We start from the raw sequence: 21,961 nt of genomic DNA, 5'->3' as shown, positions 1-21,961 counted from the left end.
CCGCGCGGGCATGGAGTCAAGATGCCAGCTCTCTACGTGATGATCCCGGCCGCGCTGCTGATCGTGGCCATCGCCATTTACATCTTCTTCTGGGCGGTCGACAGCGGTCAGTACGACGACCTCGACGGCCCGGCCCACAGCATCCTGTTCGACGATCAGGACCCAAACCACAAGGCTGCGGTCGACGAAGCCAGCGGTCATCCGGCCAAACCGGACGACAAGGCGCCACCTCATGCTTGAGTTGGCGCCGCTGCTGGTGTCTGCGGTGATTCTCGGTCTGCTCGGTGGCGGGCATTGCCTGGGCATGTGCGGCGGCTTGATGGGCGCGTTGACCCTGGCAATTCCCAAGGAACAACGCAGCCGGCGTTTTCGACTGCTGCTGGCCTACAACCTGGGGCGAATTCTCAGCTATGCAACGGCCGGCCTGCTGATCGGTCTGGCCGGTTGGGCAGTGGCCAACAGCCCGGCGGCGATGTTCATGCGCGTCATCGCTGGATTGCTGTTGGTCGCCATGGGCCTGTACCTCGCCGGTTGGTGGAGCGGCCTGACCCGCATCGAAAGCCTCGGTCGCGGCCTGTGGCGGCACATCCAGCCCGTTGCCAACAAACTGCTGCCGGTGTCGAGCGTCCCCCGCGCGCTACTGCTGGGCGCGCTCTGGGGTTGGCTGCCGTGTGGGTTGGTTTACAGCACATTGCTGTGGTCGGCGAGTCAGGGCAATGCGCTGGACAGTGCGTTACTGATGCTGGCGTTCGGGCTCGGCACCTGGCCGGTGTTGCTCGCCACGGGGTTGGCGGCTGAGCGGGTCACGGCGTTGTTGCGCAAACGTAGCGTGCGGATGACGGGCGGATTACTGGTGATCCTGTTCGGCATCTGGACCTTGCCGGGGCCGCATCAGCATTGGCTCATGGGCCATTAGAAACAAAGTCAAAAGATCGCAGCCTTCGGCAGCTCCTACATGGGATCGCGTACATCTGTAGGAGCTGCCGAAGGCTGCGATCTTTTGATCTTGAAGCCCGTTGATGCAAATCAAGATGCCCCACCGCGCCGCCCCCTAGACTCGCTGACACTGCCAGCCTATCCGGGGGAATGCCCGCATGATGCTCGACGCCATTCGTTGGGACACCGATCTGATCCGCCGTTACGACCTGGCGGGACCGCGCTACACCTCCTATCCGACCGCGGTGCAATTCGACGGTCAGGTCGGCACGTTTGACCTGTTCCACGCCCTGCGCGACAGCCGCAAAGCCCTGCGCCCGTTATCGCTGTATGTGCACGTGCCGTTCTGCGCGAACATTTGCTACTACTGCGCCTGCAATAAAGTCATCACCAAGGATCGCGGCCGGGCCCAGCCTTATTTGCAGCGCCTAGAGCAGGAGATCCAGTTGATCGCCTGCCATCTCGACCCCGCGCAGAAAGTCGAACAACTGCATTTCGGCGGCGGCACCCCGACCTTTCTCAGCCACGATGAACTGCGCCAGTTGATGGCCCAGTTGCGCAAAAGCTTCAACTTGCTGGACGACGATTCTGGCGACTACGGCATCGAAATCGACCCTCGCGAAGCCGACTGGGCGACCATGGGCCTGCTGCGTGAACTGGGTTTCAATCGGGTCAGTATCGGCCTGCAAGACCTCGATCCGGCGGTGCAACGGGCAGTCAATCGCCTGCAAAGCCTGGAAGAAACCCGCGCGGTGATCGACGCCGCTCGCACCCTGCAATTTCGCTCGATCAACATTGACCTGATCTATGGCCTGCCGAGGCAGACACCCGAGAATTTCGCCCGCACCGTCGATGAAGTGATCAACCTGCAACCCGACCGCCTCTCGGTGTTCAACTACGCGCACCTGCCGGAACGCTTCATGCCGCAACGGCGCATCAACAGCGACGAGCTACCGACACCGGCGCAAAAACTGGAAATACTCCAGGGCACCATCGAACAACTGACCCAGGCCGGTTACCGCTACATCGGCATGGATCACTTCGCGCTGCCCGACGATGAACTGGCGATTGCTCAGGAAGAATCGACCCTGCAACGCAACTTCCAGGGCTACACCACCCACGGTCATTGCGACCTGATTGGCCTGGGCGTGTCGGCCATCAGCCAGATCGGCGACTTGTATTGCCAGAACAGCAGCGACTTGAATCAGTACCAGAACACGCTGGCCAGCGCGCAGCTGGCCACCAGCCGTGGTCTGCTGTGCAACGCCGATGACCGCCTGCGACGTGCGGTCATCCAACAACTGATCTGTAATTTCAGCCTGGAATTCGCCGAGATCGAACACGCCTTCAACATCGACTTTCAGGGTTACTTCGGCGAACTCTGGCCACAGTTGCAGGGAATGGCCGAAGACGGTCTGATCGAACTGGATAACGAACGGATCACCGTACTGCCCGCCGGGCGATTGCTGGTGCGTTCGGTGTGCATGGTGTTCGACGCGTACCTGGAACAGCAAAATCGCCAGCGGTTTTCGCGGGTGATCTAGCTGTTACCTCATTGCCGGTCTGCGAAACGCTGACTTTACGACCCTGCGACAAAATCGCCGCGTGCCTGAATGTCCTCCCGTGGGTTACCCTTACGGCTTATGTGTGTTTTTTCCCACAAGGATTGAAGAAATGTCCGAGCCAGTAAAGCTGCGCGCTCACAGTCAGGCCCATTGCAAGGATTGCAGCCTGGCCCCCCTCTGCTTGCCACTTTCTTTGAATCTGGAAGACATGGAAGCGCTGGACGAAATCGTTAAACGTGGCCGCCCGCTGAAAAAAGGCGAGTTTCTGTTCCGCCAGGGCGACACCTTCGATTCCGTTTATGCAGTACGCTCTGGCGCCCTGAAGACCTTCAGCCTGAGCGACGGCGGCGAAGAACAACTCACTGGCTTCCACCTGCCAAGCGAACTGGTCGGCCTGTCGGGCATGGACACCGAAAAACACCCGGTCTCGGCACAAGCCCTGGAAACCACCTCGGTGTGCGAAATTCCTTTCGACCGCCTCGACGAACTCGCCCTGCAACTGCCACAACTGCGCCGCCAGTTGATGCGCGTGATGAGCCGCGAGATTCGCGACGATCAGCAAATGATGTTGCTGCTGTCGAAGAAAACCGCCGACGAGCGCATCGCCACGTTCCTGGTCAACCTGTCGGCCCGTTTCCGCGCCCGGGGTTTCTCGGCCAACCAGTTCCGCCTGAGCATGTCGCGCAACGAAATCGGCAATTACCTGGGCCTGGCGGTGGAAACCGTGTCCCGGGTGTTCACCCGCTTCCAGCAAAACGAACTGATTGCGGCTGAAGGCAAGGAAATCCATATCCTCGACCCGATCCAGCTCTGCGCCCTGGCCGGCGGCTCGCTAGACGGCTGATTTGGCGATGGCGGCTGAGCGAAACGGTTCAGCCGCCGTTATACTGCGTCGTTTGCAGCCTGCCAGGACACCTCGACGATGGTCTTCGACTCCTTCGACATCAAATCCCTCATCCGCCCTGTGATCGACTTTCCCAAGCCGGGCGTGATCTTTCGCGACATTACCCCGCTGTTCCAGTCGCCCACGGCCCTGCGCCTGGTGATGGACAGCTTCGCCCACCGTTATGTCGAGGCTGACTTCACCCACATCGGTGCGATGGACGCTCGCGGCTTTCTGATCGGTTCGGTCCTGGCCTATCAGCTGAACAAGCCGCTGGTGCTGTTCCGCAAGCAAGGCAAACTGCCGGCCGACGTGCTGGCCGAGGGTTATGCGACCGAATACGGCGAAGCCTTCCTCGAAGTCCACGCCGACAGCCTGTGTGAGGGCGATTCAGTGGTGATGTTCGATGACCTGATCGCCACGGGCGGGACGCTGGTTGCGGCGGCAAATCTGGTTCGACGCATGGGCGCGCGGGTTCATGAAGCGGCGGCGATCATTGATTTGCCGGAATTGGGCGGGTCGCAGCGTCTGGAAGATATGGGGATTCCGACGTTTTGCCTGACGCAGTTTGCATTGTCTGATAAATAGGCGGCGTCTGGGCTGACGCCATCGCGAGCAGGCTCGCTCCCACATTTGATCTATGTCGTTCACAGCGTTTGTGTACACAGGAGATCCCCTGTGGGAGCGAGCCTGCTCGCGATAGCGTCAGCCGATACACCACCGATTAAAGCCCCATCTGCTTGCTGATGATCTCGTTCATCACTTCCCGCGTACCGCCGCCGATCGACAAAATCCGGTTATCCCGATACAGCCGCTCCACCAGGCTCTCGCGCATGTAACCGAGGCCACCCAAAATCTGCACGGCATCCGTGGTAATCCGGTCAGCCGTGTCAGTCGCAAAATTCTTGGCCATGGAAATCTCCTTGATCACACTCTGCCCCGCCGCCATTTTCGCTGCCTGGCGGTAGGTGAATTCCCGTGACACCTCCAGCGCCGTGGCCATTTCGGCAAGGCGATGCTTGAGCACCTGAAACTTGCCGATGGGTTTACCGAACGCTTCACGCTGGCGAGCCCATTTCAGGCTCTCCTCCAGCGCCAGTTGCGCGGTCATGTTGGCCATCAGCGCCAGCGCTAGGCGTTCGCTCTGGAAGTTGCCCATGATGCAGGCGAAGCCCATGTTTTCGGCGCCAATCAGATTGCCTACCGGTACCCGGCAATCGTCAAAGAACAATTCGGCGGTGTCCGACGCCCACCAGCCCATTTTCTTCAACTGACGGCCGACGGTGAAACCGGGCGTGCCCTTTTCGATCAACAGCAGGCTGATGCCACCGAAACCCGGCGCACCGGTGCGCACCGCGACGGTGTAGAAATCCGCACGGACGCCACTGGTGATAAAGGTTTTGCTGCCGCTGACCCGGTAGCACTCGCCGTCACGCACGGCCCGGGTTTGCAGGTTGGCGACGTCAGAGCCGCCGCTGGGCTCGGTTATGGCCAGAGCGCTGATCTTCTTGCCGGCGAGCACCTGCGGCACAACGCGATCGCGAACTTCGGGCCTGGCCCACTTGAGGATCGGCGGCAGGCCGATGTCCAGCGAGCCGAGCCCCGCCACCAAGCCGCCGGAGCCACAGCGCATCAGCTCTTCGCTGGCGGCGACCTTGGCGAACAGATCACCTTCGTGGCTGCCACCCAGGGCTTCGGGATAACCGATCCCCAGGATTCCCGCCGCTCCGGCCTTGAGGTAGAGCTCGCGGGGAAAGCTTTCGGCTTCTTCCCACTGGTCGATGTCCGGCAAGATCTCGCGTTCGACGAAACGTCTGACGCTGTCGCGCACCAATTGGTGGCTGGGGTCGAAATATTCCTGAAAGGCAGGCATCGGCGAGCTCCACTGAAGGTTCAGCGAAGTTAACCGAGCGCTTGCTTGGTTTTCAAGTCGAGGAGTGCTGGAAGATCAAAAGATCGCAGCCTTCGGCAGCTCCTACAGGTGTACACATGCCAATGTAGGAGCTGCCGAAGGCTGCGATCTTTTGTTTTTAACAATTACAAAACGATCGGCTTACGCCCCGCAAACGAATGCGCCAACGTCCCGCCATCCACCAATTCCAGCTCGCCGCCCAACGGCACACCGTGGGCGATCCGCGAAGCGATCAGGCCTTTATTGCTCAGCAACTGGGCGATGTAGTGCGCTGTCGCCTCACCTTCCACGGTCGGGTTGGTCGCCAGAATGACTTCTGTGAACGTGCCCGCCTCTTCGATCCGCGCCAGCAGTTGCGGAATACCGATGGCTTCCGGCCCGAGGCCGTCGAGTGGCGACAGATGGCCCTTGAGCACGAAGTAGCGCCCACGGAAACCGGTCTGCTCCACCGCGTAGACGTCCATCGGCCCTTCCACCACGCAGAGCAAGGTGTCGTCGCGACGGGTATCGGCGCATTGCGGGCAGAGGTCGTCTTCGGTCAGCGTGCGGCATAACCGGCAATGGCCCACCCCTTCCATGGCCTGGCTCAGTGCCAGGGCCAATCGCGAGCCGCCGCTGCGATCACGCTCGAGCAGCTGCAACGCCATGCGTTGGGCAGTTTTCTGACCCACACCTGGCAAAATTCGCAGGGCGTCGATCAGTTGGCGAATCAAAGGGCTGAAGCTCATGGGGAAAAGTCCGACAAAACAACGAGACGCGGTTTATACCCGCGCCTCTGTTTAGCGTCAATTACTCAGTCCTGGGCGACCCGCACAACCAGTTTGCCGAAGTTGCGTCCTTCCAGCAGACCGATGAACGCTTCGGGTGCCTGCTCCAGGCCATCGACCACGTCTTCGCGGAACTTCACCTTACCGTCGCGCACCCACGGCGCCATGGCGCTGACGAATTCCGGCTGACGATCGCCGTAGTCGTCGAACACGATGAAGCCCTGGATTCGCACACGTTTGGTCAGTAGCGTGCGCTGCAATTGCGGCAGACGATCCGGGCCGGCCGGTGCTTCGTGAGCGTTGTAGGACGCGATCAGACCGCAGAGTGGAATTCGCGCCTTGGGCTTGAGCAACGGCAGCACCGCATCGAACACCTTGCCACCGACGTTTTCGTAATAGATGTCGATGCCCTCGGAGCACGCCTTCGCCAATTCATCGGCGAAGTTCGGACTCTTGTGATCGATGCAGGCATCAAAACCCAACTCCTCAACCACATAACGGCACTTGTCCGCGCCACCGGCCACGCCGACCACGCGCAAGCCCTTGATCTTCGCCACCTGGCCGACCACCGAACCCACGGCGCCGGAGGCAGCCGCAACCACCAGGGTTTCGCCGGCCTTGGGCTGGCCGATATCCATCAGGCCCATATACGCGGTCATTCCTGGCATACCCAACACGCCCAGCGCCATTGACGGGCTCGGTAGCCCGGACGGCACCGGAATGATGTCGCGACCGTCGCTGATGCTGTGGCTCTGCCAACCGGTGGAACCGACCACCAGATCACCTTCGTGGAATTTCGGATTCAGCGAACGCTCGACCCGGCTGACAGCGCCACCGGTCATCACCTCGCCGATTTCAACCGGAGCGGCGTAGGACGGCGCGTCGCTCATGCGTCCGCGCATGTAGGGATCGAGTGACAGGTAAAGGGTCTTGAGCAGCACCTGACCATCGGCCAGGTCCGGCAGCGCAACGCGCTCCAGGCGGAAATTCTCCGGCGTCGGCGCGCCTACCGGGCGGGACGCCAGGACGATACGTTGGTTGAGGGTCAATGCTTGTGGCATGTGAACTTCTCCTTTAGATCGATGAATTCGGCGGTATAGGGAGCAGACCTTTATGCAGGTGTCGCGTTCGATGTTTCTGCCTCACCAGCACTGATCATTCCCACGCTCTGCGTGGGAATGCAGCCCGGGACGCTCGGCGTCCCTGCCGAAGCGGACGCAGAGCGTCCATTGAGGCATTCCCACGCAGAGCGTGGGAACGATCTATGTCCAACAACCAGAAACAAAAATGCCAGGCGCGATGCCTGGCATTTTTTTGTAACCCATCCGACGCGTTTTGGCGAATCAGAATGGCAGTTTCATACCCGGTGGCAGTTGCATGCCAGCGGTCATGCCGGACATTTTGTCCTGGCTGTTGGCTTCGATCTTGCGCACGGCATCGTTGACGGCGGCGGCGAACACAGCCTCCAGCATCTCTTTGTCGTCTTCGCTCAAGCCTTCGACCAGGCTTGGATCGATGGTCACACGCTTGACGTCGTGACGACCGGTCATCACCACGGTGACCATATCGCCACCGGCTTTACCGGTGACTTCGGCGTTGGCCAGTTCTTCCTGCATCTTGGCCATTTTTTCCTGCATCTGCTGTGCCTGCTTCATCAGGCCGGCCATGCCACCTTTCATCATGGGAATCACCTCAAAAGTACTTGGATAAATACAGCGCCCGGCCCTTTCGGCCGAACACCTTCAGTTATTAGCCCTGAGTGACCAGGGTCTCGACAGGTTCAATAGTATCGTTACGGACCACCGCACCGAACTGCTGCATCATTTGCTGGATGAACGGATCACCGTGGATCGACTCCTCGGCCTCGCGCTGACGGTTCGCACGGCGACGGGACGCAGCCTGGGCCGGGGTTTCCTGCTCGGGCTTGATCAACTCCATGCGCAGGGTCAGCGTACGCCCGTGAAACTGGTTCAACGCATCGTTCAAGCGACGCTGTTGAGTCGCGTTGAACAACGCGCTGTGGGCCGGGTCCAGGTGCATCAGCCAATTGTCACCCTCGACGGCGATCAACGTGCAGTTGGCGGCGATGCTACCGGTCATGCCGGAGATCGGCAGTTTCGGGAACAACTCCAGCCATTGCGCCGCCAGACCGGTGGCCGGCATGGCGGCCGGTTCAGGTTCCGCTTCCGGCGCTGGCTCGGCGGTGTGTTCGCTGGCCAGTTCATCGAGGTAGCTGTAGGCCGATTCAATGTCCGGCTCGATGTAGTCCTCGTCCAGCGGCGGCTCGTCGTCCAGGTCCATGCCCGGTGTCGCGGCATCGACTTCGGCTACCGACGGCTCCGGAATCGGCGCAGCGGCCCACTCCGGCGCGTCCGGCACTACGCTGTCGGGCGTCGGCAACGGCATCGGCGCCAAATCAGGTTGCTCGCTGGCGGTTTCCAGCACCGGCTCGACGGCGGGTTGCTGAACGACTTCGGGTTCTACCGGGTCGTTCCAGGGCAGATCGACGACGGCTTCGACCGCTACAGCCTCAACGACAGGCTCGGGCGCAACGACGGGCGCAACCGGCTCAGGCTCGGGCGCTTGCACGGGAACAACCACCGCCGCAACCGGCACAGGCGCGACGGGTGCAACTGCCGCAACGACTACCGGCGCAACAACGGGCGCGGCAGCCACTGAATTTGCGGAATCAACTGTGGCCTGGCTGATCCCCACTGGCTTTAGCGGTTGCCTCGGAGCGTCCTCGGTGTCTGCCGGTCGGAACGCGAGCATTCTCAGCAGGACCATTTCGAAGCCACCGCGCGGATCCGGCGCCAGCGGCAAGTCGCGGCGACCGATCAGGCCCATCTGGTAATAAAACTGCACGTCTTCGGCCGGCAATGCCTGGGCCAGCGCCAGCACCCGATCACGGTCGCCATGACCGTTGTCGACGCCTTCAGGCAGGGCCTGGGCGATCGCGACACGGTGCAGCACGTTGAGTATTTCCGAGAGCACGCCATTCCAGTCCGGGCCTTGTTCGGCCAGGTGACGGACGGCTTCGAGCAAGGCCTTGGCGTCGCCTTCGATCAGCGCATGCAGAACGTCGTAGACCTGACCGTGATCGAGCGTGCCGAGCATCGCCCGTACGTCGGCGGCCATGACTTTGCCTTCACCGAAGGCGATGGCCTGGTCGGTCAGGCTCATGGCGTCGCGCATCGAACCGTCGGCAGCACGGCCCAGCAGCCACAGTGCGTCGTCTTCGAACGGCACGTTCTCGACGCCCAACACGTGGGTCAAATGCTCGACCACACGCTCCGGCGTCATGTTCTTCAGAGAGAACTGCAGGCACCGCGAAAGAATGGTTGCAGGAAGTTTCTGAGGATCGGTCGTCGCCAGGATGAACTTGACGTAGGGCGGCGGCTCTTCAAGGGTTTTCAACAGCGCATTGAAGGAATGGCTGGAGAGCATGTGCACTTCGTCGATCAGGTAGACCTTGAAGCGCCCGCGGCTCGGTGCGTATTGCACGTTGTCGAGCAGTTCGCGGGTGTCTTCGACCTTGGTCCGGCTCGCGGCGTCGATCTCGATCAGGTCGACAAAGCGACCTTCATCAATCTCGCGGCACACCGAACACTCGCCGCAAGGCGTTGAAGTGATACCTGTTTCACAGTTCAGGCATTTGGCGATGATCCGCGCGATGGTGGTCTTGCCGACCCCGCGGGTACCGGTAAACAGATAGGCGTGGTGCAGCCGCTGGCTGTCCAAGGCATTGATCAGAGCCTTGAGCACATGGGTCTGGCCGACCATTTCGCGGAACGAGCGCGGACGCCATTTACGTGCAAGAACCTGATAACTCATCGAAAACCGTCGCAACGAAGGAACAGAAGCGGCTAATGCTATCGGAGCAAGGCCAAAATTGCATCCGGTGCGCTCGTCTAATCTGGCTAAGATGATCTTTCGGGGGCTTTTATCGTCTCAGGTTTTATCAGCACCGGAGCGTTTATGCGGCTGGCCTTGGGGGCACTGCTGTTGATCAGCCTGAATGTCGCTGGCGCCGAGCCGCCGCTGCGCTTCGTGGTGCCCGACAGTTGGGCGATGCCGATGGTGCAACTGGAACGCGGCCGCCCCACCCAAGGCATCCTGCACGACGTGATGGTCAGCCTCGCGACCCAGGTCGGCGTGCCGGCCGAATTCCACGTGCTGCCTCGCACGCGAGTGCAAAACGCCATGGAGCACGGCGAAGTCGATATCCGCTGCTATGCGGCGCAGTCCTGGCAGCCGAATCAGTCCGGGGACTACATCTGGAGCATTCCACTCTGGTTTCAGCGCGACATGCTGATCAGCCGGGCAGATCCGCCGACCTCAGTGACGCCTGCGAACTTGCCGCGACAAACCATAGGCACGGTACTCGGCTACAGCTACCCGACCTTGCAACCGCTGTTCGACGCCGACCGACTGCATCGCGAAGACGCGCGCAACCAGGAACAGGTGCTGGAAAAACTCCTGGCCGGACGCTATCACTACGCCGTGAGCAATCAATGGACGCTGGACTGGTTCAATCAGCGCCTGCTGCCTGGCCGGCAACTGCAAGGCGTGGCGGTTTTGCAGGAACAGAGTGTCGGCTGCTATATCCGCAACGATCCCAAGGTGCCGGTGCAGCGCATTTTGCGCACCTTGGTGCGAATGAAAATGTCGGGGGAAATCGACGACATTATCCGACTGTATATCGGCGGCCCCGGAGATCTGTAGCAGCTGTCGAACACAGCCTTCGGCAGCTGCTACATGGACCGAGTTCAGCCTGCTTGATCCATCACCTGCCATTGCGGCGGCGCTACAAAACCCTCGACCCAGCCCGGTACTTCTGCGGGCGGCATCGGCCGGGCAATGAAATAGCCTTGAGCAACTTCGCAGCCCAGGCGCAGCAGCAATTCACCGTGCTCGACACTTTCCAGCCCTTCGGCGATCACCTGCCGGCCAAAAGCCCGAGCCAGACCAATGACCGCCATGGTCAGGGCCAGATCATCACGATCATTAAGGATGTCGCGCACGAACGATTTGTCGATCTTGATGGTTTGGGTTTGTAAACGCTTGAGGTAGCTCAGAGACGAATAGCCGGTGCCGAAGTCCCCCAGTGAAAACTGCACCCCCAGCGCCTGACAGGCCTGTAAACAGGTACTGACATGCTGAATGTTCTCGATCGCCACCGACTCGACGATTTCCAGATCGAGCATCTGCGGAGCCACCTGAGCATGCCGGGCGAGCACGTGCTTGAGCCGGTCGACGAAATCCGCGCGCTGGAAATGTCGTGCCGCAATATTAATGCTGACTGGCCAGCCCTGCCCCGCTTGCTGCCAATGGTGCAACTGCGACAGGACCTGATCCATCACCCACTCACCAATGTCGATGATCAGGTCCGTTTCTTCCACCAGCGGCAAAAACTCCCGGGCCGGCACCATGCCGTGTTGCGGATGCTCCCAACGCAACAACGCCTCGAAGCCGACAACCTCGCCACGACGCATGTTCACCTTGGGCTGGAAATGCACACGCAACTCACCGGCAGCCAACGCCTGGCGCACTCGCTCGACCGTCTGGTGAGTGGCCTTGACCTCCTGATCCCGGGACACGTCGAACAAATGAAAGCGATTGCGACCGCGTTGTTTCGCCACGTACATGGCCTGATCGGCATGACGCAACAATGTTTCGGCATCTTGATTGTCGTCGGGGAACAGGGTGACGCCGATACTGGCAAACACATTGACGCCCTTGCCATGCAGCGAGTACGGCGCCGAAATGGCGCCGAGCACCCGGTTCAACGCCGCACGCAGTTCCGGCAGGTCTCGCACGTATCGCAACACCAGCACAAATTCGTCACCGGCCAACCGCGCCACCACATCTTCACCGCGAACAATGGTGCGCAAACGCTTGGCCACCTCGACCAACAGCAGATCGCCACTGGCATGCCCGTAGCCATCGTTGACCGCCTTGAAGCCGTCGAGATCAAGCATGCATACCGCCAGCGGGATGTTTTCGTGACGGGAGAACTCCAGCGCCTGATCCAGCAATTCCGAGAGGAACGCGCGATTCGGCAGCCCGGTCAGCACGTCATGACCCACCCGCCATTGCAGTGAATGCAGCAATTGGTGTTTTTCGCTGATGTCGAAACGAATCGAAAGATAACGGTCAACCCGCCCGGTAGCGTCATCGAGCACCGGCACCATGGTGCTGTCGACCCAATACAGGCTGCCGTCCTTGGCGCGATTACAAATCTCGCCTTTCCATACCTTGCCCAAGGCGATGGTGCGCCACATGGCCGCGAAGAAATCGGCGGAGTGCAGACTCGAGTTGAGGAGACGATGGTTCTGCCCGAGCAGTTCTTCGCGGCTATAGCCGGACACGGCACAGAACTGATCGTTGACGTGGGTGATCCGGCCGCTCAGATCAGTCTCGGAAAAAATCGCGGCGGCATCCACGGCCCTGCGGTATTTCTCATCCATGAGTCAGGCTCGCAGTGGCTAGCGGTGATACCGCTCGACCAGCGCAGGATGCCCGGAAGAGATGTTTTTATAGGTAATGCGCAGCAACACGATATCGCTCCATGAACAGCGTTTGATGGCCTCCTGACAGCAGAGATCAACTAACCTTAAAGGCCCAAAATGCCCATTTTGAGCGGCAATTCTACGAAACGCATCACATTTTGCAAAGCAAGGTGATGGATTATGCAGTTGCCTAATGCAAAAATCTATCGTTAAGTTCTTGATTCTAAATGGGAATTAAGCGATGCAAATTTCAAGTTTGGGTGCGGCCATTCGGCGCTACCGCAAGGTCGCTGGGCTTACTCAGGCTGAACTTGGTGAAAAAACCGGTTTTGACCCCAAAACCATCAGCCGCTTCGAAACCGGCACCTACACCCCCAGCGTGGAAGCCCTGTTCCTGTTTGCCGATGTGTTGGGTGTGAAGCTGAAAGCCTTTTTCGCAGATTTACGCGATGAAGATGAACAGCGGGCGTATCTGTTCGGTGTCATACATAAAGCCACCCCGAAGGATCTGGGAAAGCTGATTGCAGCGGTTGACCAGGCCTTGTCCAAGCCTTAGCGCCAGAAATAAAAAAGGAGGCCGAGCTGTCGCATTCGACAGCTCGGCCTCCTTTTATGTGTTCGCCCTGAAAACCGGACACGAAAAAACACCGCCCTGGACAAGATCCATGGCAGAGCAACAAGCATGTGTTTTTAGACAGATAACGCGAGAGAGGACTCGCGGTGCGTTATGGAGGCAACCCCACCAGCCACACCCCGGCACACAATGTTCCCGCTGTGGCTGCTTCCTTCCGGATCTGACCAGGTTCACGGGTAATCGTTGCGGGGGGACCGATGGGGTCACCATAACGACGCTCACCTGACGGCGAGCCGCGCCATTGTACCTATCTGAGACGAAGTTACAACCGTTCGATCCAGATTAAAAATATGAATCAGGTCAAGGACATGCACAGGGCGCGAAACACCGTTGTCCGCAGCAGCGTTCAGCAGACTCTACACGTCCTGCATCACCTCATCCGCCCGGCCGCCCTCTTGCTGGATCACCAAGTGGATGAAGTGCAGCTTGGCGATCACTGCCGGCGGCAGGACGAACGGATAGAAATCGGGCTGCCCCATGCTGCGCGACAACTCATTAAGCATGCCGGCCAGTTCTATCCACGCATTGACGAACGACAGGAACGCCGCGCCGCCGGGATGCTGTGGATCATAGAGGGTGCTTAGGGGAAACGGCTGATAGTCGAAGTCCATCTCCCTGGCACTCATCCCGAACCCCAACGCCGTATCCACCGCGTCCATCATGTGCAGGTAGTGAGCCCAGGTTTCGGCCCAATCCTCCCACGGGTGCATGGTCGCGTAAGCGCTGACGCAATGTTGCTGCCAGTCGAGCGGCGCGCCTTGCTGGTAATGCCGTTCGAGGGCGTCGGCATAGCTGGCGCGCTCGTCGCCGAACAGGCCGCGGAACGGTTCCAGCCAACGGCTGTTGGCGATCAGCCGGTCCCAGTAGTAATGGCCGACTTCATGCCGAAAATGCCCGAGTAGCGTGCGATAAGGTTCGTGCATCTGCACCCGAATCTGCTCGCGATGAGCGTCGTCGGCTTCTTTGATATCGAGGGTGATCAGACCGTTGGCGTGACCCGTGGTGGGCGGCTTGCCTTCGAGGTCGACACCGATGAAATCAAAAGCCAACCCCGACTCTTCGTCCACGGTTTTGGGAATCACCTGCAAACCCAGACTGACCAACTGCGCGACCAGCCGCCGCTTGGCCGTTTCGACCTTGCGCCAGCGTTCGTGATTTTCGGCAATCGACAGGTCGGGGATGGTGTGGTTCAGGCTACAGGCGATGCATAGCGCATCGTGGTCATTGGCGGGCAGCAGCCAATTGCATGCGGCCGGGGAATCGAGGTTGGCGCAGCGGCGAAAGACACCGGCTTCGGGATCGGCGTCGAGCAACCAGGTATCAGCCTGCACGCCGGGCTGCAGCGACGATAAACGGCTCTGCTCCGGTTGATAACCCAACGCCGCCGAACAGGCCAGGCACTGGCTGTTGCGAAAAAACAGCGACTGCCCGCAGCGGCACTGCCAGACCTTGCTGTTACGCGAACTTTCGCCAATGAATGGCGCGGCGATGCGTGAGCTGAGCTGTTCGAAGAAGCGGTACATGGCGATCTCTCCCTGGGGCTTGCCAAGACTAGATCATTCCCGCGCCGTGATCGTTCCCGTGTTTTGCGTGGGCAAAATCAAAAGATCGCAGCCTCGTTTCACTCGACAGCTCCTACAGAGGGCACTCGTCCCAATGTAGGAGCTGTCGAGTGAAACGAGGCTGCGATCTTGTCGATCTTAAACGTCGATACCGTGCGCCTTCAGAAACGCGACAAACGCCTCTTCATCCAGAACCTTCAATCCCAGCTCATTGGCCTTCGCCAACTTGGAACCTGCACCCGGCCCGGCGACCACACAATGGGTCTTGGCCGACACCGAACCCGCTACCTTGGCACCGAGACTTTCAAGTTTGTCCTTGGCGATGTCGCGGCTCATCAACTCCAGCGAACCGGTCAGCACCCAGGTCTGCCCAGCCAGCGGCAAGCCTTCAACGACTTTCTTCTCGCTCTGCCAATGCATGCCGAAATCACGCAGCTGCTTCTCGGCGGCTTCAGCAATTTGACGATGTTGCGCAACCGCAAAGAACTCCCGAACCGAAGTAGCCTGCTTCTCCGGCAGCGCCTGACGCATGTCCAGCCAGTCAGCGCTCATGACCCCCTCCAGCGAACCAAACTTATCCGCCAGTTTCTGCGCCCCACCCGGCCCCACCGAAGGTATGTGCAGCTTGTCGAGGAAGCCACCCAACGTAGTGCTGGCGGAAAACTCGGCACCCAGCTCACCCTGATCCTGAATCTGCATACCGTGCTTGAGCAGGTCCTTGATCACCTGCTGGTTATGCGCATCTTCGAAGAAGCTGTGAATCTCGTGAGCCACTTCCAGGCCAACGTCCGGCAAGTACGTGAGCACCTGCGGCAACGCCTGCTGAACCCGCTCCAGCGAGCCGAGAGAACGCGCCAGCACCTTCGCCGTCTCTTCGCCGACATCGGGAATCCCGAGGGCGTAGATGAAGCGTGCCAGGCTCGGCTGCTTGCTGTCTTCGATGGCGCTGAGCAAGTTCTTGCTCGACAGCTCGGCAAAGCCTTCGAGGTCAACGATCTGCTCGAACGTCAGCGCGTAAAGATCGGCCGGCGAATTCACCAGACCTTCATCCACCAATTGCTCGACGCTCTTCTCACCCAGGCCTTCAATGTCCATGGCGCGACGGGAGACGAAGTGAATGATTGCCTGCTTGAGTTGCGCACCGCAGGCCAGACGACCGACGCAGCGGTACACCGCGCCTTCGCTGACGGTCTCGCGACCTTTGCTGCGTTTTACGAGTTGCGTGCGCTCGACATGCGAGCCGCAAACCGGGCACTTCTCGGGAATCTGTACTGGCCGTGCGTCGTCCGGACGGCGCTCGATGACCACTTGCACCACCTGCGGAATCACATCGCCAGCGCGGCGGATGATCACCGTGTCGCCGATCATCAGGCCCAGACGCGCCACTTCGTCCATGTTGTGCAGCGTCGCGTTGGCCACGGTGACACCGGCCACCTTGACCGGTTTCAAGCGCGCCACCGGCGTCACCGCACCGGTACGACCGACCTGGAATTCCACGTCGAGCAATTCGGTGAGTTCTTCCATGGCCGGGAATTTGTGCGCGATCGCCCAGCGCGGTTCACGAGCACGGAAGCCCAGCTCACGCTGAGAGGCGATGCTGTTGACCTTGAACACCACGCCGTCGATTTCGTAGGGCAGCGAATTGCGGCGCTCACCGATGTCACGATAATAATCCAGGCATTCAGCGATGCCGTGAGCCAGCTTCAACTCATGACTGATCGGCATGCCCCAATCCTTGAGCTGCTTGAGATTGCCAATGTGCGTATCAGCAATATCGGCCGATATCTGGCCGATGCCGTAGCAGCAAAACTCCAACGGACGGTTGGCCGTGATCTTCGAATCGAGTTGGCGCAAGCTACCCGCCGCCGCGTTGCGCGGGTTAGCGAAGGTCTTGCCGCCGACTTCCAGCTGCGTGGCGTTGAGGCGCTCGAATCCGGCCTTGGACATGAACACTTCGCCGCGTACTTCCAGGGTCGCCGGCCAGCCAGTACCGTGCAGCTTGAGCGGAATGTTGCGCACCGTACGGACGTTGACGCTGATGTCTTCGCCAGTGGTGCCATCGCCGCGAGTCGCGCCGCGCACCAGCACGCCGTCCAGATACAGCAAGCTGACCGCCAGGCCATCGAGTTTGGGTTCGCAGCTGTATTCCACCGCCGCACCGCCGCCAAACAAGTCGCCTGCAGGCAGGTCGAGACCTTCAGTCACCCGGCGATCGAACTCGCGCATGTCGGTTTCTTCGAAGGCGTTGCCGAGGCTGAGCATCGGTACTTCGTGACGCACCTGAGTGAACGCCGACAGCGCCGCACTGCCGACGCGCTGGGTCGGCGAGTCGCTGGTGATCAGTTCGGGATGGGCCGCTTCGAGGGCCTTGAGCTCGTGGAACAACCGATCGTATTCGGCGTCCGGAATGCTCGGCTCGTCCAGCACGTGATAGCGATAGTTGTGCTGATCCAGCTCAGCGCGCAGCTCTAGAATGCGGTTTTTGACGGCGGTCATGGGTGTTCTCTTATAAAGCAAAAGAGCAGCCGAGGCTGCTCAATCTATTTTGCTGATCGTCCCGCGCGCAGCGCGGGAACAACCTTTTGAATCAACGCTTCTGGGTCAGGGCGCGACGTTCGAACTCAACGATGCGCTGACGGTAATGCTCAATCGTCTGGGCAGTCAGCACGCTGCGCTGGTCGTCTTTCAGTTCGCCGTTCAGCTCCTGAGACAGTTTACGCGCCGCGGCCACCATCACGTCGAAGGCTTGCTTCGGATGACGCGGGCCTGGCAGACCGAGGAAAAAGCTCACTGCCGGTGTGCTGAAGTGGTCGATGTCGTCCAGATCGAAGACGCCCGGCTTGACCGCATTGGCCATCGAGAACAGAACTTCGCCGTTGCCGGCCATGCTTTCGTGGCGGTGGAAGATGTCCATCTCGCCGAAACGCAGACCGCTTTCCAGAATGTTCTGCAACAGCGCCGGGCCTTTGAAGCCGGCAGCGTCGCGGCAGATCACGCTGATCACCAGCACTTCTTCGGCTTGCGGTTGTTCCTTGTCGCTGCTCGAACTTGAAGCCTTGGTGTCATCCGGGAAATCGTCGTCACGGCTGCTGAAGCTCGGGCCGCCGTCCAGATCCAGGCTGAGGTTCATGTCGCCCTGGGAAGGCTCGCCATGGCCACGCTTGCCGCGCTTGGAACCCGACTCACGCGGCTCACGAGCAGGCATGCTCACCGACGGCAGATCGTGCTCGTCCAGTTGCGGCTCTTTATGCGTGTCCAACACACGGGGCGGGCCCAACAGCTCGGCGCTGGTGTCCTCGTCCGGCAGGTTCGACAAACTTCGGTCGAGACGGAATTTCAGTTTCCCCTTGCCGCCGCGCATGCGACGCCAGCCATCGAAAAGAATACCGGCAATGACAATAATGCCGATGACGATCAGCCACTCGCGCAGACCGATTTCCATGTAATCCCGTGCCTCTATAAAAAATGCTGAAAAATAAGGGGTTTACAACTCGCAAACCGCTTTAAAACGTGGCGCCAACTCTATGTTCTGACAGGCGTTTTGCCCACGTATACGAAAAATTGACATTAAACTAGCACGACCAAAGGCAACTTTACACCGTCTGTCACAATGGCTTGCGCGAATATGTCGATTGGCCAGCAAGTCAGGGCAGGTAAATAAGTCCTACAACTCAAAAATACCTCTCCTACAAGCGCCGACTCAGGCATCCACCATCGCCATCGCCTCCTCGACATCCACTGCCACCAGACGCGAACAACCCGGCTCGTGCATCGTCACCCCCATCAGTTGCTCGGCCATTTCCATGGCGATCTTGTTGTGGGTGATATAGATGAACTGCACCGTCTGCGACATCTCTTTGACCAGCCGTGCGTAGCGTCCAACGTTAGCGTCATCCAATGGCGCGTCAACCTCATCGAGCATGCAGAACGGCGCCGGATTCAACTTGAAGATGGCAAAAACCAGGGCCAATGCGGTCAGGGCTTTTTCGCCACCGGACAGTAAATGGATGGTGCTGTTCTTCTTTCCTGGCGGCTGCGCCATGATCGTTACCCCTGTATCGAGTAGATCTTCGCCCGTCAGTTCCAAATAGGCGCGTCCTCCACCGAAAACTTTTGGGAAAAGGGCCTGTAAACCGCCATTGATCTGATCAAAGGTATCTTTGAAGCGGTTTCGGGTTTCCTTGTCGATCTTGCGAATCACGTTCTCAAGCGTATCCAGCGCCTCGACCAAATCGTCGTTCTGCGCATCCAGATAACGTTTACGCTCGGATTGTTGCTGGTATTCGTCGATGGCCGCCAAGTTGATCGCGCCGAGACGCTGAATCCGCGCGGCGATGCGTTCGAGCTCTTCTTCGGCGTCTTTCTCGTTGGCCTCGGCCACCAGCGTGGCGAGTACGCCATGAAGGTCGTAGCCGTCCTCAAGCAACTGATCTTCGAGCGCCTTGCGGCGCACGGTCAGGGCTTGCCATTCCATGCGCTGGGTTTCCATCTGGCCGCGAATCAATTGCGATTGCTGCTCCGCCTGACTGCGACGTTTTTCGGCGTCGCGCAGTTCACGGTCGGCGTCTTCCAGAGCGATCTGCGCAGTCTTGAGTTCTTCGTCGACGGTCATGCGCTTGTCGAGCAACTCTTCGAGTTTGAGGCGCAACTCTTCCAGCGGCGCCTCGCCCTCCTCCAGATTGAGGCTGAGCTGTTCGCGCTTCTCGGTCAGGCGCTCGGACTGCATTTCCAGACGTTCCAACGCCTGACGCGTCGAGTCGTGTTGTGCCTTGAGCGAACCCAGACGCACTGCCAGTTGATGCGCGTGATCCTTGTGCTGCCGGGCTTCCTGCCGCACCCGATCAAGTCGCTCGCGCAAGCTGTCGCGCTGAGCCAGCAGCAACTCGCGCTGCTCGGTGTCCAGCGCCATGCTGTCGAGGGCTTCCTGCAATTGCAGGCGTGCTTCGCCGATATTTTCGTGTTCCAGAGCGCGTTGCTCAGCCAGCTCGGTGAGTTCTTCGTCCAGTCGTGTACGGCGCAAGGTTAATTGTTCGGCCTTGGCCTTGCCGGCGGACAACTGGGCTTTCAACTCGCCTTGCTGACGGGCTTCGTCTTGCAGCAGACGGCGCAGATGTTCGCGACCGTTTTCCTGCTGACGCTGTTGCGCCCTGAGATTCTGAAGTTGGGTTTCCAGGGTTTCGACCGTGGCTTCGCGCTCTTCGCGCTCAAGGCCCAGGCGCTGGATTTCCTGGCCGCGGGCGAGCACACCGCTTTCCGCTTCGCTGGCCCGGCGCACCCGCAAAAAGTGTCGACCGACCCAGTAACCATCGCGGCTGATCAGGCTTTGGCCGGCGGTCAATTGATTGCGCAGGGCCAACGCCTGTTCGAGGCTGTCGACCGGTTTAACCTGCCCCAGCCATGGCGCCAGATCGATCTGCGCTTCAACTTTATCGAGCAAGCTGCCGGGCACGCGCACACCAGCAGTGGCGGGGCTGAGTAAACGCAAATCGCCCTGGGCAAAACCGGCCAGATCGAAATCGCCGAAGTCATCCACCAGGACCGCTTGCAAGTCGGCGCCGAGCACGGTTTCCACCGCCAGCTCCCAACCGGCCTCGACTTTCAGGCCTTCGGCCAAACGCGGACGGTCCGCCAAATGCTGTTCGCGCAGCCATTCAGCGGTGCCGGTGCCCGGATCGAGCGCGGCTTGCTGCAAGGCTTCAAGGGAGGCGAGGCGACCGTTCAGACGCTGCAAATCGCCCTGAGCCTGCTGCTGATTTTGCAGCGCTAATTGCAATTCCTGACGCAGTTGTTCGAGGCGTTCGACCTGGGCTTCTTCACTGGCCTGCAAATCTTCCAGCGTCGCTTCACTCGCGGCCAATTGCTCGCTGAGTTCCATGATCGCCGCGTCTTCCGGGTCTGCCGAGAGCAAGGCGCGCTCTTCGCCAAGACGCTTCTGTCGATCGGCCAGTCGCTCCATGCTGGTTTCCAGCTGCTGGATCCGCGACTGCTGAACTTCGGATTGGCGACGCGGCTCGGCGGCCGTCAGGTTGAAGGTGTCCCACTGCTCTTGCCAGGCGTGCATGGTGGTTTCGGAGTCTTCCAGCGCGGCGGCAGCTTCTTCGGCGGCGGCGCTGGTGACTTCCTGCTCGGGGGTGAGCATGTCCAATTCTTCGCCCAGCGTCAGCAGCAAGGTGCGGTCGTGGCCCAAGTGAGACTCGGTTTCCAGACGCGCGCGCTCGGCTTCTTTCAGATCGTCCTGCAGCTGACGTAGGCGTTGCTGACCATGCTGGATACTCTGCTCGACCCGGGCGATGTCGCCGCCGACCGAGTAGAAGCGCCCCTGCACCAGATTGAAGCGTTCGGACAGGTCGTGGTGCCCGTCACGCAAGCGTTCGATCGCCGCATCGGCGTTGCGCTGCTCGGCCACCAGCGCTTCGAAGGTGACTTCCTGATTGCCGATGATCGCTTCGCGCTGACCGACCTGTTCATTCAACGCCTGCCAGCGCAGGGCCGACAGTTGAGCCTTGAGCTGACGCTCCTCGCCCTTGTATTCCTGATACTTCTTGGCGGCCTCGGCCTGGCGGTACAAGCGCTCAAGCTGACGCTCGAGTTCTTCGCGCAGGTCGGTCAGGCGGGCCAGGTTTTCGTGGGTGCGGCGGATGCGGTTTTCAGTCTCGCGCCGGCGCTCCTTGTACTTGGAGATGCCCGCCGCTTCTTCAATAAAGTTGCGCAGGTCTTCGGGCTTGGACTCGATCAGCTTGGAGATCATCCCCTGCTCGATAATCGAGTAGCTGCGCGGGCCGAGGCCGGTGCCGAGGAAGATATCGGTGATATCGCGACGGCGGCATTTGGTGCCGTTGAGGTAGTAAGTGGTCTGGCTGTCGCGGGTCACTTTGCGGCGAATGGAAATTTCCGCGTAGGCCGCGTATTCGCCGAGCAAGGTGCCGTCGGAGTTATCGAACACCAGCTCGATGCTCGCCTGGCTCACCGGCTTACGACTGGTCGAGCCGTTGAAGATGACGTCGGTCATCGACTCGCCGCGCAGGTTCTTGGCCGAACTTTCGCCCATCACCCAACGCACGGCGTCGATGATGTTCGACTTGCCGCAACCATTGGGCCCGACCACCGCCGCCATGTTACTGGGGAAGTTCACCGTGGTCGGGTCGACGAAGGATTTGAACCCCGCCAGTTTGATGCACTTTAGCCGCACG

General features: G+C 60.0%; 17 protein-coding genes and 1 other RNA gene. 7 read left to right on the top strand and 11 right to left on the bottom strand.

The window, feature by feature from the left end; translation table 11 throughout:
• Positions 1 to 21 precede the first annotated feature (21 nt).
• The 5 genes from ccoS (at position 22) to ACMXYJ_RS11255 (ending at position 3,972) form a co-directional block, all read left to right on the top strand.
• A complete protein-coding gene (ccoS, locus tag ACMXYJ_RS11275) occupies positions 22 to 240 on the top strand; it encodes a cbb3-type cytochrome oxidase assembly protein CcoS (protein ID WP_007905420.1) in 219 nt (72 codons plus the stop codon).
• Entirely contained in the window at positions 233 to 916 is a 684-nt protein-coding gene (locus tag ACMXYJ_RS11270) for a sulfite exporter TauE/SafE family protein (protein WP_033055657.1), read from the top strand. Before ccoS ends, ACMXYJ_RS11270 begins: the two co-directional genes overlap by 8 nt.
• 181 nt (positions 917 to 1,097) lie before the next feature.
• Entirely contained in the window at positions 1,098 to 2,480 is a 1,383-nt protein-coding gene (hemN, locus tag ACMXYJ_RS11265) for an oxygen-independent coproporphyrinogen III oxidase (RefSeq protein ID WP_415760710.1), read from the top strand.
• A gap of 130 nt (positions 2,481 to 2,610) precedes the next feature.
• Positions 2,611 to 3,345 carry a fumarate/nitrate reduction transcriptional regulator Fnr gene (gene fnr, locus ACMXYJ_RS11260; RefSeq protein ID WP_415759868.1) on the top strand — a complete coding sequence of 245 codons (735 nt, stop codon included), beginning with the start codon at positions 2,611 to 2,613 and terminating at the stop codon, positions 3,343 to 3,345.
• Between the two features lie 78 nt (positions 3,346 to 3,423).
• Positions 3,424 to 3,972 (top strand): adenine phosphoribosyltransferase, encoded by a 549-nt coding sequence (locus tag ACMXYJ_RS11255; RefSeq protein ID WP_415759867.1) that lies wholly within the window; start codon positions 3,424 to 3,426, stop codon positions 3,970 to 3,972.
• A 136-nt stretch (positions 3,973 to 4,108) separates the two neighbouring features.
• Here the strand turns inward: ACMXYJ_RS11255 and ACMXYJ_RS11250 are convergent, their stop codons facing one another.
• The 5 genes from ACMXYJ_RS11250 to dnaX form a co-directional block, all read right to left on the bottom strand.
• The gene (locus ACMXYJ_RS11250; protein ID WP_415759866.1) at positions 4,109 to 5,257 is read right to left on the bottom strand and encodes an acyl-CoA dehydrogenase family protein; all 1,149 of its coding nucleotides are present in this window, start codon (positions 5,255 to 5,257) and stop codon (positions 4,109 to 4,111) included.
• A gap of 164 nt (positions 5,258 to 5,421) precedes the next feature.
• Positions 5,422 to 6,024 carry a recombination mediator RecR gene (gene recR / locus ACMXYJ_RS11245; protein WP_046047871.1) on the bottom strand — a complete coding sequence of 201 codons (603 nt, stop codon included), beginning with the start codon at positions 6,022 to 6,024 and terminating at the stop codon, positions 5,422 to 5,424.
• A 65-nt stretch (positions 6,025 to 6,089) separates the two neighbouring features.
• Positions 6,090 to 7,124 carry an NADP-dependent oxidoreductase gene (locus ACMXYJ_RS11240; RefSeq protein WP_415759864.1) on the bottom strand — a complete coding sequence of 345 codons (1,035 nt, stop codon included), beginning with the start codon at positions 7,122 to 7,124 and terminating at the stop codon, positions 6,090 to 6,092.
• Positions 7,125 to 7,406: 282 nt separating this feature from the next.
• Complete coding sequence (locus ACMXYJ_RS11235; RefSeq protein WP_008028561.1) at positions 7,407 to 7,745, bottom strand: YbaB/EbfC family nucleoid-associated protein; 339 nt, start codon at positions 7,743 to 7,745, stop codon at positions 7,407 to 7,409.
• A gap of 67 nt (positions 7,746 to 7,812) precedes the next feature.
• Entirely contained in the window at positions 7,813 to 9,897 is a 2,085-nt protein-coding gene (gene dnaX, locus ACMXYJ_RS11230) for a DNA polymerase III subunit gamma/tau (protein WP_415759863.1), read from the bottom strand.
• A gap of 144 nt (positions 9,898 to 10,041) precedes the next feature.
• Here dnaX and ACMXYJ_RS11225 point away from each other — a divergent pair, with 144 nt between their 5' ends.
• A complete protein-coding gene (locus ACMXYJ_RS11225) occupies positions 10,042 to 10,788 on the top strand; it encodes a substrate-binding periplasmic protein (RefSeq protein ID WP_415759862.1) in 747 nt (248 codons plus the stop codon).
• A gap of 44 nt (positions 10,789 to 10,832) precedes the next feature.
• Here ACMXYJ_RS11225 and ACMXYJ_RS11220 read toward each other — a convergent pair whose 3' ends face one another.
• Positions 10,833 to 12,533, bottom strand: coding sequence for a putative bifunctional diguanylate cyclase/phosphodiesterase (locus ACMXYJ_RS11220; RefSeq protein ID WP_415759860.1), 1,701 nt, complete (start codon positions 12,531 to 12,533; stop codon positions 10,833 to 10,835).
• A gap of 283 nt (positions 12,534 to 12,816) precedes the next feature.
• Here ACMXYJ_RS11220 and ACMXYJ_RS11215 point away from each other — a divergent pair, with 283 nt between their 5' ends.
• Entirely contained in the window at positions 12,817 to 13,131 is a 315-nt protein-coding gene (locus tag ACMXYJ_RS11215) for a helix-turn-helix domain-containing protein (protein ID WP_415759859.1), read from the top strand.
• 181 nt (positions 13,132 to 13,312) lie between these two features.
• On the opposite strand, the gene ffs is transcribed toward ACMXYJ_RS11215, so the two are convergent.
• The 5 genes from ffs to smc form a co-directional block, all read right to left on the bottom strand.
• An RNA gene (gene ffs / locus ACMXYJ_RS11210) (signal recognition particle sRNA small type) lies at positions 13,313 to 13,409 on the bottom strand.
• A 156-nt stretch (positions 13,410 to 13,565) separates the two neighbouring features.
• Positions 13,566 to 14,732 (bottom strand): zinc-binding metallopeptidase family protein, encoded by a 1,167-nt coding sequence (locus tag ACMXYJ_RS11205; protein ID WP_415759858.1) that lies wholly within the window; start codon positions 14,730 to 14,732, stop codon positions 13,566 to 13,568.
• A gap of 177 nt (positions 14,733 to 14,909) precedes the next feature.
• Entirely contained in the window at positions 14,910 to 17,267 is a 2,358-nt protein-coding gene (gene ligA, locus ACMXYJ_RS11200; protein WP_415759857.1) for an NAD-dependent DNA ligase LigA, read from the bottom strand.
• A gap of 91 nt (positions 17,268 to 17,358) precedes the next feature.
• A complete protein-coding gene (gene zipA / locus ACMXYJ_RS11195) occupies positions 17,359 to 18,213 on the bottom strand; it encodes a cell division protein ZipA (RefSeq protein WP_415759856.1) in 855 nt (284 codons plus the stop codon).
• A gap of 258 nt (positions 18,214 to 18,471) precedes the next feature.
• Positions 18,472 to 21,960 (bottom strand): chromosome segregation protein SMC, encoded by a 3,489-nt coding sequence (gene smc / locus ACMXYJ_RS11190; RefSeq protein ID WP_415759855.1) that lies wholly within the window; start codon positions 21,958 to 21,960, stop codon positions 18,472 to 18,474.
• Between the last annotated feature and the right edge of the window lies 1 nt (position 21,961).

Origin of the sequence: Pseudomonas arabinosi, from assembly GCF_047758675.1 — a bacterium.
Lineage (GTDB): Bacteria > Pseudomonadota > Gammaproteobacteria > Pseudomonadales > Pseudomonadaceae > Aquipseudomonas > Aquipseudomonas arabinosi.
This window is presented reverse-complemented; position numbering and strand designations above follow the sequence as displayed.